Source organism: Sediminibacterium sp., from assembly GCF_019264485.1.
Classification (GTDB): domain Bacteria; phylum Bacteroidota; class Bacteroidia; order Chitinophagales; family Chitinophagaceae; genus Sediminibacterium.
In genome coordinates, this window is record NZ_JAHVAA010000011.1 from 96,207 (window position 1) to 113,785 (window position 17,579).

The 17,579-nt window shown below is 41.8% G+C and carries 15 protein-coding genes; 8 read left to right on the forward strand and 7 right to left on the reverse strand.

Annotated elements, in window-relative coordinates; all coding sequences use genetic code 11:
- Positions 1-26: 26 nt before the first annotated feature.
- Positions 27-743 carry a hypothetical protein gene (locus KXJ59_RS06645; protein WP_295202352.1) on the reverse strand — a complete coding sequence of 239 codons (717 nt, stop codon included), beginning with the start codon at positions 741-743 and terminating at the stop codon, positions 27-29.
- Positions 744-939: 196 nt separating this feature from the next.
- Here KXJ59_RS06645 and KXJ59_RS06650 point away from each other — a divergent pair, with 196 nt between their 5' ends.
- Positions 940-1,773 (forward strand): universal stress protein, encoded by an 834-nt coding sequence (locus KXJ59_RS06650; protein WP_295202354.1) that lies wholly within the window; start codon positions 940-942, stop codon positions 1,771-1,773.
- A 687-nt stretch (positions 1,774-2,460) separates the two neighbouring features.
- On the opposite strand, the gene KXJ59_RS06655 is transcribed toward KXJ59_RS06650, so the two are convergent.
- Entirely contained in the window at positions 2,461-4,143 is a 1,683-nt protein-coding gene (locus KXJ59_RS06655; RefSeq protein ID WP_295202356.1) for an NAD+ synthase, read from the reverse strand.
- A gap of 117 nt (positions 4,144-4,260) precedes the next feature.
- Between KXJ59_RS06655 and KXJ59_RS06660 the strand changes: the two genes are divergently transcribed.
- Positions 4,261-5,262: a hypothetical protein gene (locus KXJ59_RS06660; RefSeq protein ID WP_295202357.1), complete on the forward strand. Its 1,002-nt coding sequence runs from the start codon at positions 4,261-4,263 to the stop codon at positions 5,260-5,262.
- Positions 5,263-5,300: 38 nt separating this feature from the next.
- Here KXJ59_RS06660 and apaG read toward each other — a convergent pair whose 3' ends face one another.
- Complete coding sequence (apaG, locus tag KXJ59_RS06665) at positions 5,301-5,687, reverse strand: Co2+/Mg2+ efflux protein ApaG (protein ID WP_295202359.1); 387 nt, start codon at positions 5,685-5,687, stop codon at positions 5,301-5,303.
- A 151-nt stretch (positions 5,688-5,838) separates the two neighbouring features.
- Here apaG and KXJ59_RS06670 point away from each other — a divergent pair, with 151 nt between their 5' ends.
- Entirely contained in the window at positions 5,839-7,293 is a 1,455-nt protein-coding gene (locus KXJ59_RS06670) for an NADP-dependent isocitrate dehydrogenase (protein WP_295202360.1), read from the forward strand.
- A 130-nt stretch (positions 7,294-7,423) separates the two neighbouring features.
- Positions 7,424-9,058 carry a pyruvate dehydrogenase complex dihydrolipoamide acetyltransferase gene (locus tag KXJ59_RS06675; RefSeq protein ID WP_295202362.1) on the forward strand — a complete coding sequence of 545 codons (1,635 nt, stop codon included), beginning with the start codon at positions 7,424-7,426 and terminating at the stop codon, positions 9,056-9,058.
- Positions 9,059-9,158: 100 nt separating this feature from the next.
- Here KXJ59_RS06675 and KXJ59_RS06680 read toward each other — a convergent pair whose 3' ends face one another.
- The 3 genes from KXJ59_RS06680 to KXJ59_RS06690 form a co-directional block, all read right to left on the reverse strand.
- Positions 9,159-11,570, reverse strand: a complete 2,412-nt coding sequence (locus KXJ59_RS06680; protein ID WP_295202364.1) for a zinc-dependent metalloprotease — start codon at positions 11,568-11,570, stop codon at positions 9,159-9,161.
- A 142-nt stretch (positions 11,571-11,712) separates the two neighbouring features.
- Positions 11,713-12,039, reverse strand: coding sequence for a hypothetical protein (locus tag KXJ59_RS06685; RefSeq protein ID WP_295202366.1), 327 nt, complete (start codon positions 12,037-12,039; stop codon positions 11,713-11,715).
- A 107-nt stretch (positions 12,040-12,146) separates the two neighbouring features.
- Positions 12,147-13,994: a PQQ-binding-like beta-propeller repeat protein gene (locus KXJ59_RS06690; protein ID WP_295202368.1), complete on the reverse strand. Its 1,848-nt coding sequence runs from the start codon at positions 13,992-13,994 to the stop codon at positions 12,147-12,149.
- A gap of 58 nt (positions 13,995-14,052) precedes the next feature.
- Here KXJ59_RS06690 and KXJ59_RS06695 point away from each other — a divergent pair, with 58 nt between their 5' ends.
- The 4 genes from KXJ59_RS06695 to KXJ59_RS06710 are packed head-to-tail and all read left to right on the forward strand — an operon-like array spanning position 14,053 to position 15,679.
- A complete protein-coding gene (locus tag KXJ59_RS06695; protein ID WP_295202370.1) occupies positions 14,053-14,493 on the forward strand; it encodes a hypothetical protein in 441 nt (146 codons plus the stop codon).
- A gap of 44 nt (positions 14,494-14,537) precedes the next feature.
- A complete protein-coding gene (locus KXJ59_RS06700) occupies positions 14,538-14,897 on the forward strand; it encodes a hypothetical protein (protein WP_295202371.1) in 360 nt (119 codons plus the stop codon).
- A gap of 1 nt (position 14,898) precedes the next feature.
- Positions 14,899-15,324, forward strand: a complete 426-nt coding sequence (locus KXJ59_RS06705; RefSeq protein WP_295202372.1) for a hypothetical protein — start codon at positions 14,899-14,901, stop codon at positions 15,322-15,324.
- Positions 15,317-15,679, forward strand: coding sequence for a CoA-binding protein (locus KXJ59_RS06710; RefSeq protein WP_295202373.1), 363 nt, complete (start codon positions 15,317-15,319; stop codon positions 15,677-15,679). Before KXJ59_RS06705 ends, KXJ59_RS06710 begins: the two co-directional genes overlap by 8 nt.
- Before the next feature lie 42 nt (positions 15,680-15,721).
- Here KXJ59_RS06710 and KXJ59_RS06715 read toward each other — a convergent pair whose 3' ends face one another.
- On the reverse strand, positions 15,722-17,491 hold the full coding sequence (locus tag KXJ59_RS06715) for a hypothetical protein (RefSeq protein ID WP_295202374.1): 1,770 nt from the start codon (positions 17,489-17,491) through the stop codon (positions 15,722-15,724).
- Between the last annotated feature and the right edge of the window lie 88 nt (positions 17,492-17,579).

A 17,579-nucleotide genomic window follows, 5' to 3' on the forward strand; every position in this document is an offset into this window, starting at 1 on the left:
ATCGACTATTGTCTATGGACCAAGAACTATCTACCTTGTTCAATAAATTCTCCTCTTCCATTCATCATGCCTCTTCTTTCTCTAAACAAGCCGGATACATTACTGGCATTTCTGTTGGCCATGGAAATGATATCCTTTTTGTTGGCCTCATAACCAGGGCCCCTTGCCAGTAAGCCACTGAGTACGGAACGGTTAGAATGTTCTCTGCTGGCTACAATTCTTTTGCGGTATAATTGATCGCCCTGTATAACAGTGATATCTGTATTGAAGAAAACAGAATAATACGCAGTTTTATTGGTGCTGCCATCATTGTTTTTAGTACGAACTACTTCATCCTGACTAAAGCCGCCTTCATAATTCTGTAAGATGATGAAAATATTAGCTCCGTATTTAGTTGCGAGTTTTAGCTTCACAGCATCATCATTTTGTAGCAACTTTGTTTTCTCATCATCTGTAAGAATGGTATCTCTGAATGCAGGAACTTGTAAATCTTTTTTCAGTAGATCGGGTAGGTTGGAGAAATACATATTCTTAATACTGGTAACTACGGCTTCCCTTTTTTTGGTGATGGCGAGTCCGGGAGTGTATACATCACCTGCGTCAATGACAACAATCGATTTGGAGTAATCCTGAACGGGTATTTCGGCTGGTAAGGTTTTCTGGGTAAAAGACAGGCTTTTACAACCCGGTAATATACTTGAGGTTAATAAAATACCAACTGTTATCAGGTATAAAGGTTTCATGTATAAAATTTCAAAAGCGAAAGTAGTTGCGGTTTTCTTAAGCAAATGCAAATTATCCATGATCAGCAGGGAATAACGATAAACGGCATGAAAATGAGTACCATCTGCAAATGCTGATTAAAAGCAGTTGGGTATCTGACCAATGTCATATTTTTTGCGCATGGTTCTTGATAGTTTTACCACATAATCATGTGATATGAAAAAAATACTTGTCCCGACCGACTTCTCCAGCGCATCAAAAAACGCAGCTCTATATGCTTTTAAATTGGCAGCTCAGCTTACAGTAGATGAAGTAATACTGTACCATGCGTATGAGGCACCTGTAAATATTGATCCGATGGTACCCACAGTGGTTATGCCCGATATTGATACGTTGAAAGAAAGCAGTGAAAAAGCGCTGGAACATTTCAAATCTCTGATTTGTCCCTTCTGTCCATCATCCATTAAAGTAAGTACACTCGCCAGGTACGATCATTTAGGAAATGGGTTGGATGGAATATGTAAGGAAACGGGAGCGGATTTAATAGTAATGGGTATTACCGGAGGCAACCTGTTGGAAGAGAAAATAATTGGCAGCAATGCGTTGAGTGTAGCCCGAAATGGAACGGTGCCAGTAATCATTGTGCCACCCAAAGCCATTTATACCAAAGTAGAAGAAGTAATGCTGGTCTGCGATTTTACTAAAGTAGTGGAAACAATACCTGTAGAACCCATTAAACAGATATTGGATGCTACCAGTGCCAGACTTTTTGTATTACATGTTGACAAAGAAAATCAGAACTGGTCGCCCGAAACACCTTTTGAGAGCCTGATGCTGGATACACTGTTACAAGGGTATAACCCACAGTATCATTTTGAAAACAACAACAATTTTGTTGAAGCAGTAAATATTGTGGCACAGGAAAAAATGATTGACCTGATTATTACCATACCCAAAAAACATGGTTTGTTTGAAGGGTTGTTTCATGCAAGTGCCACGAAGAAATTAGCGTATCATAGTCATGTGCCGATTATGGTGATACATGAGTGATCTTTGATTGTTCGGTGTCTTACATTTATTTGAAGTTATAATGTTTCTATTTTCTTAATCTTATTCTCTATGTTATCGATTTGATCAAAAAAATAAACGGGCGAGGAATTAATCTATTGAACTAAGTCATAAATTTTATTCCTGATGTCTAACGCATAAGTGCAATCAATTTTAAACTGACTCAACATAGGGTGGAACGCCTGAGTCAGACGAATATTGGCAGTGTATAATTATTTTTCCCGGCTTTTATTATAGTCAGTGGCTGTTAAATAACGGGTATACCTGGGTGAGGACAATTATTTGTTCCTGAGATCAAACTTCATACTTGTTTGTTTCTTAAAACTGTAATAGTATTCGTAGTATACAGACTTGATAAAGCCTCTTTCTTTCGTAGAAACATAATCAGGTAAAGATTTTCAGGGAACTTGTAAAACAGGTTCCTTTTTTATTTGCTTTAGAGCAGCAATGATCCTTTACCTGATCAGGTAGTGATGTAATAAAATTACGTAATTACGCAACGCATTTTTGCGAGTAGAAAAGAATCTATTTTACTACAAAAATTTCTAAAGACTCCCCTCTTCCTTTCTCTTTGTTAAAGAACCAGGAATATTTCGAGTTTACTTTTTCTAAACTTTTGTAACAGGGAGAAAAGGAGAAGGGGAGTCGTTTGTAAAGTAGAAAAGATTATCAGTTTAAATACTTCCCTACAATCGGCATTCTTCTTCCTACTCCAAATGCTTTTGGTGATATACGAATGATGGGACAGAACTGGTTTCTTTTGTACTCATTGTTATTCACCATTTTCAGTGTTCGGTCAACCAGTGTACCATCATACCCCATGGCTTTAATTTCTCCCGGCCCCATTCTTTTTTCTATGTATTGATAGAGTACCTGGTCGAGCAAACTGTAATCTGGTAAACTGTCGCTGTCTTTCTGGTTGGGTCTTAATTCTGCACTGGGTGCTTTGCTGATAATATTTTCAGGGATGATTTCTTTTTTTCTGTTGATGTATTTTGCCAGTGCATACACTTGTAATTTGTAACAATCACCTAATACACCGAGACCACCCGCCATATCGCCATATAAAGTACCATAACCGGTGGCCAGTTCACTTTTATTGGATGTGTTGAGCAGTATGTATCCAAATTTATTGGCAATGGCCATTAACAGATTACCTCTTGTTCTGCTTTGAATATTTTCTTCAGCAAGCGAAAAAGGGAGACCATTAAAAACAGGTTCAAGCGTTTGTGTGAATGCAGAGAACACTTCATCAATACGGATGATGTCGTAAGGGTTGAGCAGGTTTTTGCTCAGCTCAACAGCATCGTTTATTGAGTGATCGGTTGAATAGGGGGAAGGCATCAGGATGGCCCTTACATTTTCGGCACCCAGTGCATCGCAGGCAATAGCCAGTGTTACTGCTGAATCTATTCCACCCGAAGACCCGAGGATGGCTTTGCTGAAACCCATCTTCGAAAAATAATCACGGATACCCATGATCAGTGCATCGTATACCTGTGCAATATTTAACTCGGGTTCCAGTGTAGCGGGGTTCAATTCTTTATCTGGCACACGGCTGGCCGGTTCTAATATAGGAGCCTGTATACTGCCATCATCATTCAGGTGAACTGTTACCATCGCTTCTTCAAACATGGGTAATGCAGCACAGAGATTGGCATCTTTATCAAATACGAGTGAAGCTCCATCAAATACAATTTCTGTCTGGCTACCCACTGCATTGCAATAAAACATCGGGATCTTATACTTCTGAACATTCGCTTTGATAACAGATTTCCGGTCTTCATCATGTGTATAATCAAAAGGGGAGGCGCTGATATTCAGCATCAGGTCGGGGAATTGTTCCATCAGCTTATCCATAGGACAAATCCTGTACAAAGGGTTATCGCCCATGTTCCAGATATCTTCACAAATAGTAATCGCTAATTTTTTTCCTTTGAAAGAAACGATATTCCATTCATAAGCCGGTTCAAAATAACGATACTCATCAAACACATCATAAGTAGGTAGCAGTGTTTTGTGAATCTCGGCTTTAATTTCTTTCTCATAAAGAAAGAAGGCTGCATTAAACAGGTCTTTCCCTTTTTGAATACTGTTACGAGCAGGTGAGCCAATCAAAACACCAATGGTATCGGCATGTTCACGTATCAGATCAACCGCTTCATAACATTTATTGATAAAATCACTGAACTCAACAAAATCTCTTGCAGGGTAACCGCATATGCTCATTTCGCTGAACATAACCAGATCGGCACCGGCTGCTTTAGCCTCTTTAATAGCACTGATGATCTTTGCTGTATTGGCTTCAAAATTCCCGATATGATAATTCTGTTGTGCGATACTGATCTTCATAGAAACACCTGTTTAATAAGCTTCAGACACAAAGTTCCGTAACTTTTGCATAGGTTTTACAGGGTTCTTTGATTTGACTCAACGTTTTATCAGCATCTTTGTAAAAACCAGCTCGATATGAACCGATGGTATGTGGTATTGTTGATGATGATATGTTTTTCCTGTGGCAGTAAACATAATGTGCCCGATGTGTCGGCTATTAAGGCACCCATCAGTCTGCAGCGTTTCGAACAATCTTTTTTTGCGATGGATACGGTTCAAATTGAAGAATCATTACAGGAATTAACCGCAGAATACCGGGGTTTTACACAGGACTTTTTGTTCAATATCCTGGGAAGTTCACCCGAAACCATTACACAGGATATCCCTGTTTTTATCCGCACTTACCAGTCAATAGCCAGAGACGTAGCCAAACAGTTTCCGGATCTCAATAAAGAAATCAATGAAGTGCAGCAAGGACTTCAGTTGGTGAAATATTATTTCCCCGATTATCGCCTGCCCGAAAAAATCATCACCTTTATTGGTCCGTTGAACAGTTATGGAAGTATTATAGCACCCGACGGGCTGGGAGTGGGTTTGCAATTGTATTTAGGCAGCAATCATCCGCTCTACCTGAGTGAGGAAGGACAGCAATTATATCCACGTTATATTTCAAGAAGATTCGACAGGATATATATTCCGGTGAATGCTGTTAAAAATGTAATGGATGATTTGTATGCGCCCGTCTATGCCGGAAAACCATTGATTGAACAAATGGTGGAAGCGGGTAAACGTATGTATCTGCTGGATCGGTTGATGCCTTATGCACCAGATACGCTTAAAACCGGATATACACAACAACAACTGGACGGTTGTTATGAAAACGAAAAAAATATCTGGAGCTTTTTTATACAGAATAACCTGCTTTATATTATCGATCCCGAAATCATCCGCGATTATATGACCGATGCGCCCAATACACCCACACTTGGCCAGGCATCGCCAGGTTTTATTGGTCAGTTTGTGGGTTGGCAGATTGTAAAAAAATGGATGTCACAACAGAAAGATTCAGAAAACATGAAGATGCTGATGGAAACTCCGGCTAAAAAAATATTTGAAGAAGCAAAGTATAAACCCTGATACCCTAACTCCTAACCCTTAGGAAAAGGTGTTAGGGATTAGTTCATTTTAGAGGGGACAATCATATCAAAAGCCGGGATATTCACTTCGAACAATTGTTTGGTATGCTGGTTTTCCATCTGGTAGATGCCATGCATTTTACCCATTTCGGTACGGAGATTACAACCACTCACATATTGGTAGTGTTCGCCGGGTTGTAAAACGGGCTGAATGCCTACCACACCTTCGCCTTCCACTTCCCTGTGTTCGCCATTGCTGTCGAAAATTTGCCAGTGGCGGCGTAATAATTTGATGGTAAAATTATTATGATTCTCGATGGTAATCCGGTAAGCAAACATAAATTCTCCATTCAGCGGGTTGCTGTAGTCAGACTGGAAAAAAGTCTCCACACTGATCTCTACCCCTTCTGAAATTTTGGATACCATAAGGTTGGTTTGAATAGGGTAAAAATAAGGAAAATAGGTTGATAGTCCATAGTCAATAGATCATAGACCACAGACCATGGTCTATTGACTTTTTTAACACCAAAAATTCCTCCCATCCCTTACCTTCGCAGCACTTTAAAAAAGAGGAATTATGACCAGGATTGCCGTAGCAAAAGGAGATGGAATTGGTCCAGAGATCATGGACGCTGTTTTATCGGTTTTTACCGCCGCCAAAGTGCCTTTGGAATATGATTTTGTAGATATGGGTAAGTGGGTATTTGACAAAGGCTACAGCAATGGAATGACCCCAGAAGCGCAGCAAAGTATTGAATCGCTGGGGATTCTTTTTAAAGGCCCAATGGAAACACCAAAAGGCAAGGGGGTAAAAAGCGTTAACGTTACCGCCCGTAAAACCTGGAATACGTATGCCAATAAACGCACTTTCCAGACCCTGCATGGGGTTGATACTGTGTTCAGTAAAGCGGGTATTCCTATTGATATTACGATTGTAAGAGAAAATATTGAAGATACTTATGGTGGTATTGAGCATATGCTTACGCATGATGTGGCACTGAGCAGGAGATTTATTACCCGCCCGGGTAGTTTGCAGGTGATCAAATATGCGTTTGAAATGGCCAAAAAGAAAGGGGCAAGAAGAATCACCTGTGGGCATAAAGCCAATATCATGAAGATCACTGACGGATTGTTTCTGGAAGTGTTTTATGAAGTGGCCAAAGAATACCCTGAATTAAAAGCAGATGATGTAATTGTGGATGATCTCTGTATGAAACTGGTAAGCCGGCCCGATTTATTTGATGTGGTAGTACTTACGAATCTACAGGGTGATATTGTGAGTGATCTTTGTGCCGGACTGGTTGGTGGACTTGGTTTTGCGCCTTCTGCCAATATCGGTGACCATATCTCCATTTTCGAAGCCGTGCATGGTACAGCACCCGATATTGCCGGAAAAAATATAGCCAATCCAACTGCTTTACTGTTAAGCGGTATCGGTATGTTAAGACACCTGGGATTGATGCAAACAGCCGCCATGATAGAGAATGCACTGTTATTTACCCTGGAAAGCGGGGTGCATACTGGAGATTTTGGTGACAAGGGTATCCCATCAGTAAATACCACGGAATTTTCTCAATCCATCATCAATAATTTTGGAAAATTACCGTTTCATAATCCCAAGCCCATGCTGGCCGATCAGCCAGTGACACCTACTATTTTCAAACTGGAAAAAAATCCGATGCTGGAAAGCCTGGATACGGCAACAGAAAATATTCTTGGTGTAGATGTATTCATTGAAAGCAATGAACAACCCTTGGTGGTTGCAGAAAAATGCCTGAAACATACACTTGATCTTTTTAAACTGGTAACCATTAGTAACAGGGGCACACAGGTTTGGCCCAAGGGCTCTTCGTTTACCAACCTGGTAAACCAATATGGCTGTCGCTTTGAAAGCGTGGGAGAAGTAGCCTTAACACAGGTGGATATACTGGAGTTGTATAAAAGGCTATCGGCCGACTTTAAAATCTGTTCAACCGAATTGCTGAATGCCTGGGGCGATAAAAAAGCCTATAGCCTGGCACAGGGTCAATAGTCTGAAATACATTATTTACAGGCAAAATCTAATAATAAAGGTCAAAAAACAAGGCTTAGAGCTTGTAGCTTGAAGCTTGCCGCTTTTTTCCTAATTTCACGGCTTCAAACAAAAGCGCAATCGAAACCATATGGCAGAAGTGATTTTAATGCCCCGACTGAGTGATACCATGACAGAAGGTGTTATTGCCGCCTGGCATAAGAATGTGGGTGATGCAGTAAAGAAAGGTGATCTCCTCGCAGAAATAGAAACCGACAAAGCCACCATGGAGCTGGAAAGCTACCAGGATGGAATTTTATTACATATTGGTACGCCCAAAGGAGGCAAATTACAGGTGAATGACCTGTTGGCTATTTTCGGCAAAGCAGGTGAAGATATTTCATCCCTCGTTGCTCAACATGCCGGTGGAGCACCCGCCCCCACACCCGTAGCTGCTGCACCAGCACCTGCTCCTGTTACAGAAGCACCTGCGGCAGTTTCAAAGCCTGTTGCTGATGTGGCAAATATGGAAGAAGTAGTACTGATGCCTCGTTTGAGCGATACTATGACAGAAGGCGTAATTGCCGGATGGCATAAAAATGTAGGCGATACTGTTAAAAAAGGAGAAGTGCTGGCTGATATCGAAACCGATAAAGCTACCATGGAACTTGAAAGTTATAAAGATGGTGTTTTACTCTACCAGGGCGCCAAAGCCGGTGAAAAAATACTGGTGAATGACCTCCTGTGTATAATCGGAAAACCCGGACTGGATGTAGATGTTATTGTAAAAGCAGTAAAGGGTAGTGCCGCACAACCTGCCGCCACTGCATCGGCAGCACCAGCTGCTCCGGCGGCAACTGCCCCGGCGCCTGTTGTTGCAGCTGCAACGGCACCAACAGTGGTAAATGAAGGACGGATACTGGCTTCTCCATTAGCCAAAAAAATTGCCGATGAAAAAGGAATTGATCTTCGTTATGTAAAGGGTACCGGCGATAATGGACGCATCACTAAAAATGATGTGGATGGATATGTTCCTGCTGCAGCCGCACCTGCTGCTCCTGCTGCTAAAGCCGCTTCACATGTTGCTGCTGCCCCGGCCGGACAGGTTAGTTTTGAAGATGTACCTGTATCGCAGATGCGTAAAACCATTGCTCGCCGTTTAAGTGAGAGCCTGTTTACTGCACCGCATTTTTACCTAACCATGAGCATTGACATGGATGCTGCAGTTGCAGCCCGTGGAAAAATCAATGAAGTGGCTCCCGTGAAAGTAAGTTTTAATGATATGGTATTGAAAGCAACTGCCATGGCTTTAAAACAACACCCGAAAGTAAACAGCAGTTGGCTGGGAGATACCATTCGCTTCAATCACCACATCAATATCGGTGTTGCCGTAGCAGTGGAAGACGGATTACTGGTTCCGGTGGTACGCTTTGCCGATACCAAATCGCTGAGTCAGATTGGTGCAGAAGTAAAAGAATACGCACAGAAAGCAAAAGATAAAAAATTACAACCTGCCGACTGGGAAGGAAGCACATTTACCATTTCCAACCTCGGTATGTTTGGTATAGACCAGTTTACTGCCATCATCAATCCACCCGATTCATGTATTCTGGCAGTAGGTGGAATTTCGCAGGTGCCCGTGGTTAAGAACGGGCAGGTAGTGCCTGGTAATATCATGAAAGTAACCCTGAGTTGCGATCACCGTTCTGTTGATGGTGCCACAGGAGCAGCTTTCCTGCAAACGCTGAAATCATTACTGGAAGAGCCTCTGCGGATGCTGGTGTAATAGTGAGTGGTGAGTAGTCAATAGTAAATATAAATTGTTTTATAAAAGAAGCCGCCGTTAAAACTTTAACGGCGGCTTCTTTTATAAAAACACTCACTATTCACTCCCAATCACATCCAATCGGTGCTCCGGGAGCGATTTCTCTGTGTTGAGGCAGTTCAATGTCTTTGGGCTTTTCAATACGTTCTACCGCATACAGATAATGTGCCCGTAAAGCAATATTTGCAGTGGCCTGTTGCTTGGCATATGCTTTTAAACTATTGAGCCGATCAAAACAAATGGCTTTTACCTGATAATTGGCTGTATTGTCCTGACTGAGTGCCAGTAACCAGGTAAGTACAATTTGTTGTGTTTGAGCCTGTACCTGTGCTTTGAGTCCATCCTGTTTTTTACCCATCCATGTTTTTTTGATGAGTGCATCCAGTACATCACTCCATCCAATAGTACCTGCCTGTGCTTTGAATTGTTCAAGGCGGTTGGCCCTTTCTGCATTAAATAAAAAGCCCAGTTCAAAATGAGCAAGTGCTTCAGCAGCAGCCATAGGATCGAAACTCATACCGGTACGTTTGGCAAATGTTTCACCAACACCATAATACATGGGCGGACGGGGAGGAATCAGCATACTGATACGATCAGGTAAAGTAAGCACTTCGGGATTCAGGCAATCCAATGCAGCTTGTAATGCTTTTTGCTGAATGGCATTATCGAGTACCTGTGGTTTTTGCTGTGCATCGCCACGAACATTATAACTGTAATTCATTCCACCAATCAGTTTACATACAGCTTCTACCTGGTAACGATGATAATTATAAACCGGTACCAGTACATCTTCCAGTTTGGACATAGGCACAGATTCTTTAATGGCATTCTCAGAAAACTGATCCAGTGCTTTCTGACGAACCTGTAATACGCTTTTCAATTCATCAGTTACGTCTTTACCATTATCCCATAAATGGGCATAAGGGTGAAGTCCACCGGCAGCACGGGCATCAGCATCTGCTATGAATAATAATCCCTGTTTAGTATTCTCATCGAGGATTTTTTTCAGACCCTCGCTCTCATTCACTCCATCCGGAAAATCCTGATAACCATAAGTAATGGCTCGTTTGTCCCATTCACCAATCTCATTGGTATATACTTTACTGAAATCTATTTCACCTTTACTGTTTACAAAAACATTCGGGTGAGGATAATCCATCACCGATCCGCGGTCATTAAAGCTGGAGGCATAATTGTGTTGTAAACCGAGTGTGTGACCAATTTCGTGGGCCGATAACTGACGCAGACGTTGCAAAGCTGCTTCACGCATGGTGGCAGGAACAGGTTTACCCGTTTCATAGGGAGATAATAAACCGGTAAAAATAAGATGGTCCTGACGCACACGCAGGGAACCCAGTGTAACCTGCCCTTTGATGATTTCACCGGTGCGGGGGTCTGTAACCGATGCACCATAACTCCATCCACGTGAAGATCGGTGAACCCAGTTTATCATATTGTAACGGATATCCATCGGGTCGGCATCATCGGGTAATACTTTTACGATAAATGCATTTCGGTAGCCCGCGGCTTCAAAAGCCTGGTTCCACCAGCGACCACCCTCTAACAATGCAGAACGAATGGGTTCTGGTGTACCGTTGTCGAGGTAATATACAATAGGTTCAACAGGATCACTTATTTTGGCAGCCGGATCTTTCTTTTCAAGCCTGTGTCTGGAAATAAACATTTGTTCGATAGGCTCGGTAAATGGACTACTGAAATCGAAATAAGTGATGCCGAAATAACCACTGCGGATATCATGTTTACGGGGTTTGTATTGATTATCGGGTAGCTGCACAAATGAGTGATGCATACGTACTGTAATGGCTTCACTGGATGGGGTTACGCTGTTTACATAACGACCTGCGTCGCTGCCGCCAGTAAAAGTAATGCTCGCTTCAAATTCACTGTTCAAAGGAAAATTACGGGTATTGGTAAGGAAGATGGCTGAGCGCGATTCGTTGAAAGTATATGTACCCTGACGCATGGTACGGATCCTGTCTGCTACGCCATGGGCATCTCTCAGGAAAAACGAAGTGGCATCAACCAGCACTTTATCGCCCTCATCTTCGTCGATGGTAAAACCGGCAATAGTAGACTGGGCAAAAGATTCCTGTACAGCTTCTTTTTCTTTCTCATCACCGGAAAGTGCCCGGTAACGGTAATTGGGCTGAATCATCATCAGTTTCTTTCCTACTTTATGAAAATAGACGATCCGGGTACTGCCCAGCTGACCACGGTCGAGACCAATATCATTGGAACCCAGACCTGCGGGTAATGAGTTGACGTATAAAAATTCCTGGTTGAGTTTATCAACCTGTAACCAGATTTTGCCGGCAGCAGCATCCCACCAGAATGTGAAATAGCCATCATACCGTTTCATGTTTTTTGTTTTGTCTGCAATTTTTGAAGACGGGGTTTGTGCTTGAATGCTGCTGAATAGCAAACAGGAAAATGCCAGTAGCCAGGTACGCATGTATGAAAGTTTTGGTGAAAAAGATTCGGGCTGAACCCGTATAAAGATATTTTAAAAGAAGTCATGCTGTTTCATATCATCGAAATAAAAAATCCTGTTACCGAACGGCAACAGGATTTATATAGATGTTGTAAAAGCTGAATTAAGCGTTAAAAGGAATCTCTGGATTACCTGGTGCTGCAGGCGCTTCAACAGGTGCAGGAGCTGGCGCTGGTGCAGGTGTTGCTACAGGAGCCGGTGCTGGTTTAGCGGCTGCTTTCTTTTTTGGAGCTGCTTTTTTCTTGGGAGCAGGTTTTTTTGCAGCTGGCTTTTTGGCTGCAGGCTTTTTAGCTGCTACCTTTTTTTTCGGAGCTGCTTTTTTCTTTGGTGCTGCTTTCTTAGCAGCTTTTTTTACTGATTTCTTAGCAGGTTTCTTTGCAACTTTTTTTGGAGCTGCTTTTTTTGCGGCTTTCTTTTTAGCTTTTGCCATGATGGTATTAGTTTGTTGTTGTAAATGATGAGGTATGAAAGTTAGAAAATTATTTGTGAATTAAAATGAATAGTTGCTTTAAAAAATTTTAACGGTCAATACACATTTTACTCTCTTACTTCCAAAAGACTCAATTTCCCGTCCATGGTAGCAGCTAATATTCTGTTGCTGCTAAGCATATTTACTGTATTCACCATCGAATTATCGATTTTATATACCCATTTCTTTTCCCTTTTAATGGGGTCAATGGCATATACACGGCCGCTTTTGGTGCCGAATACAACTGTATGCTGCTTTTCAATCAGCATAGAAGGTACATGTTCATAGCCAAAACCACAGTCAATCTTCCAGGCAACAGCCTGTTTCTCGCGTGAAGTTGGGAAAGCCACCATATAATCGTTCATGGTTTTTCCATATACCCACTGACCGTCTTCAGAAATACCAATTGATTCTCTCACTGTTGCTTCATTGTTTCTCCATAAAGTAGTACCGGTAAGCAGATCTATGGCGGTGAGGTAACGATCGGGAGCTACTATATAAACCACATCATCTTTTACAACCGGGATACAGGCGGCCGGCGAAAAATTGCGCACCAACGATCCGTTGTTCCATTTCCAGTTGAGTTTACCCGTTTTTATATCCAGCGCATATAAGTGACGGTCCCAGGCACCAAATAAAACCTGATTGCCATGTATTACAGGAGTGCTCATTACGGGCCCTTCCAGTTCAGCAAAACGCCAGATTTCTTTGCCCGAATTCAGTTCAATAGCCCGGAAACAATGATCGCTGGCACCTATATAAACTATTCCGTCCTTAATCAGGGGAGAACCCAATACAGCCGCATTGGCTTTGTATTTCCATAACAGTTTGCCTTTTGTTGTTTCAAAACAATACACAAAGCCATCACCAGCACCTATTACCATTTGCTTTTTATCGATGGCCGGTGAAGAAAATACGGAACCTCCGGTTTGAAAGCCCCATTTCTTTTTACCCGTTTGTATATCGAGGGCAGTAATATTACCAAGGCTGTTACCAAAGAATACCAACTGGCCATTGGTGGCCGGTGTAGAAATTACATTTGCTTCAGAGCTGTAATACCATTTGGGCTTCACCTGAGGGAAACTGTCATTCACTGCATAGGAAGGGCGCAAACTGGCTGAACTTTTCTGGTAGGCATGCTTCTCAATCTTTACTCCTGCCCAGGGCGCGAGTGTTTGCTTGCCTGGTCTTCTTTCTGAGAAAATGAGGGAATCTGATCTTACATCTACCAGGTTATATCCTCCAAGTTCAGCTTTGGCCCGTAGGTTCGACCTGCCCATTACGGCAGGAATACCTTCAAAATTCATGGCACGGTTGGCATGGCCATGCCCACACAAAGCGGCAATGGTATTTTTTTGTTTCAGACGGTCAATGGCTTCATACCAGTTGTCTAGCCCATTATCAAGGGGGTAATGATTAAGGAAGATAAGGGGCTGATCATCTGCCGTTTTACTCAGTTCCTTATCGAGCCAGTTTACCGCATCACGGGGAATATGACCATCACTCATGCGAACATAGGGTCCGGAAGCACAACCAATAAAACGAATGCCATTATAGGTAAAAACAAATTTATCGTAACCGAATACCTCAGCAAATGCCACGCCGCCGCTTTCACTCCAGCCTGTATCATGATTACCGGGGATGATATAGTAAGGCACTTTTAACTCGTCGAGTATGGCCCGGGCTTTTTTAATTTCTTCTGTGGTACCCAGTTCAGTAATATCGCCGGTTAATACCACAAAAGCGATATCGGTCATCTGGTTAATATCGGCAACCGTTCTTCTGAGGTCTTCCTCGGCACTGCCATTTGGGGAACCAATATGTGTATCGGAAATAAAAGCAAAACGAAAAGGCTTGATCTGGGCCTGAGTGGAAATAGTAAAACAAAGAAATAGAAAAGCTATAAAATATTTCATAGCGGAAAGGTACAGACTATATAAAAAGAAAATAGATAGATGCCGTAATTTTAGTGTTATGGATGCAATAGAACAAGATAAGTCTGTAAAGGTGGAAGGATTTGATGTTTATGGTCAGTTAATCATCTGGATATTGACAGTATTGGTATTTTCTATTTTTTGGGTAGATACCCGTTATTTAAATAACAGTGCATGGGTATTAGTGGTATTTTATCATGCTGTTGGCCTGCTCGTTTTAGGAGTATGGCAAATGTTTAGTTCTATTGTTTACTATATACAGCTTAAAGAAAAAACTGCCGAAAATATCTTTTTCAGAAATAATATTTTGACGGGTATAGTGCTTGTAATTTTTTTCGCTATAGTGGTATATGCTCTTTCAAATACAGCAGAAAGTAAAACGAAGGAAATTACTGGTACCTGCTTTGTGTGTTTTTATTTTCTGCTGATTCATATTCTTGCTATACGCTATTGGTTATACATAAAAAAGCTATATTCATAATGCAAGAGGTGAAAACAACTATCTGTAAGCTTTAATATTAAAGTATGTCATTCAATCAAACCTTATTTAAAAAAGCCGATATCATAATCCAGTCGGCAGCACTGGTTATCATTGGAGCCATCTGGTTTTTTGATTCAGATTTAGCCATGATGAGCTTTTTTCTGGGTATTGGAAGTTGGCAGTTAATCAGCATGACCATCCACCTTGTTCAACGATGGAACCAGGTTTTTTTAGGCAGGCGGATTTATCAGTATACTTTGTTATCTCTCATACTTATTTTCCTGATTAGCCTGGTGAATGCCACAGTCATGGTTTGGGTTTTATACCTGTTGCTTTTTATTACACCGCTTCTCGCATTTTATTACCTCGTTATTTGTTATGTAGAAGTTTTTGGGAGAAAATAATATGAAAAAATCGATATGGTGTAATGCAGATATCTATGGGCAACTGGCGGTATGGATATTGTCGGTTTTACCCTTTATTTTTTTCATTCAGGAAGCATTTAAAAAGAATGACTTTTATATGTTATTGCTCGTACATGGGTTGGGGTTGTTGATTATAGGTATCTGGCAAATGGTGAGTACACTGGTAAACTTATTGTTTGCTGTTGAGCAACATAAAATGGTTTTCAGGAGGAATCTGTGGGTTGGCCTGATACTAGGTGCGGTATTCTTTGTATGGGCGTATACAGACAATACTGAATTTGTATTACCACCTGCTAAATATCCTCAGGCTTATTTAATGGCTGTTTATTTTTTAATTATTGATATAACTGCCTTCAGGTATTGGAGACATATTAACTTGTATTACAAACAAATCAATCATGGCTAAAAAAACCATTGTGCTGGGAGCTTCCGAAAATCCGTCTCGGTATAGCTTTCTTGCGGTAAACAGGTTACGTGCCAATGGTCATCCGGTAGTAGCCATAGGCAATAGAAAGGGGCAGATAGGTGATACTACTATTGTTACTGAGCACCCGCCAGAAGAAGGTGTAGATACAATAACACTTTACCTTAATCCACAATTGCAGCAACAGTATTACGACTATATTTTTTCAGTGAAACCGAAAAGAATCATCTTCAACCCCGGTACGGAGAATGAGGAGTTGGAAGAACTGGCAAAGGAAAAAGGTATTGAACCTGTAGAAGCCTGCACACTGGTACTCCTAAGTACAGGTCAATACTAAATTCAACCCTTCCCGGGATTTAAATCCCGGGAAGGGTTGAATTTATTTCTTTGGAGTTTTTGTAAGTTTAAACGCTCCGATTTTGGTAGAATAGTTTCTTGCTCCTTTTTTTAAATAATCACCCACATACCAGATGGTTTCATCATCAGTGGGGTCAACAGCAGTTTGTGTATAATCTTCCCAGCGAAGTGTTGTTGTTTGAGGAGCTTCACCATTTACCAACACCACTTCATTTAAAGTCAATTGCCCCAACGGATCTCCATAATGACGGCCGGCAAAACGCTGACCCGGATAAGCTGATTTACCACCGAAAGAATAACCGATACCAATATTGCCTTTTCCATCAATAGCCGGACTGGCCATCCACCGGTAATTGGTATCGGGTGCGTAAGTGCCTTGCTGATATAAGCGGAGACTACGGTCTTTATTTACCAGAAATTCATACCAGCGAACGCCACCACCACCTGCAGAGGTATTTACAGAATGAACACCTACAACCGATTCGCGGTTGCCGATTCTCCGGTATACCAAACGAGCCATGAGTTTATCTCCCTGTGAGTCGAGACGCTGATCGGTATCGGGTTGGGGAACGGTTTTGGTGAGCTGACCACCGCCGAGGTATTCATAAGGAGCCACATCAATCTTTACCGGACCTTCTAAACGGGTTTTGGAATGATCTTTCCAGTCAACATAAAATTTCCAAGCATAAATGCCATCATCACCCAATACTTTTTTCAACTGCGAACCACCTGCTGCCAGCATAATACTCGGTGAGCCTGGCGGCGGTAATTGTTTACCATCGAGATCGGCATTGATGATAAAGTTTACATCTTTAATAATAAAGGATTGCTCTTTGGCATCTTCTCCTTTCAGCATTTTACTCCGATCAACCACGTATGCGTGTTTTTCAATTACATCGTCACCCGTACTCGTGGTGGTATAGTAACCGTCGGGCCATACGGTAGGACGTGGATAATCAGGAAACAACTCACGCTCAAATTCATAACGATAATAAGTTCCCATGGGATCGGATGTAGTACTGATGGCATAACACATACAATAAGTTCCTTTGTCGGGCGGTCTAGGTCCGGCAGGACGCTGCGCAGGTGGATTATTGTTTACAGAAGCAGCCGGAGCCGGAGGCTGGAAGAGTAAAGCGGCTTCTCCCGGTTGTGGCAGCACTCTTTTTGTACCTGTTGTTGTATCTATATTTCTTGAAATGCCTTTGCGGAAAGTGGGCATTACAATCAGCCATCTGTCTGCCAGTTGGTCGTAACGTACTACTGCATCTCCATTATTAATCTGTTCGCAGGGGCCACCAAATCCACGGAATACATTTTTTGTTTCAACAGGACCATACAATACACGACCCGATTCAGGATATTTTTTACCTTTTTTAGTAAAGATGGCCATGCGTGAGTTGACCGTTTGTACTACATGATCCAATCCTACAGCCAGTGAATTATCGGAAGGGTTGCGCATGACTGCGGTACCCTGCGGACCAGTAAAACTTTCACCAAGTCCGTCGAAACTGGCTACCAATAAAGGAGCGGTTTTATTGCCAAAACTGGTTTGTTCAACTGCAATGGCTTTTTGATCGAATATTTTTTTATTGCTAACAGGTGCTGTGAACGCTGTTTTATTTTCATTTACCTGTGGTATTTGCCCGGCTTCTTTTTGAAGCGTACTGAATGGCTTTGAAACATCGTGTTTAACTGATGTATTGGTTTTACCCAGGCTTGCTGCAGGGGTATCCTGTGCACAGATACAAGAGCAGGATAAAATCCCGAAAAGGAGGAAAAAAAATTTCATGTTAGTAGAATCTAAAGGGTGACAAAACAATGATGAGTATTGCATTTTGCAATAAATCAATCATTCCCTGAAACTATAAACTCCATTA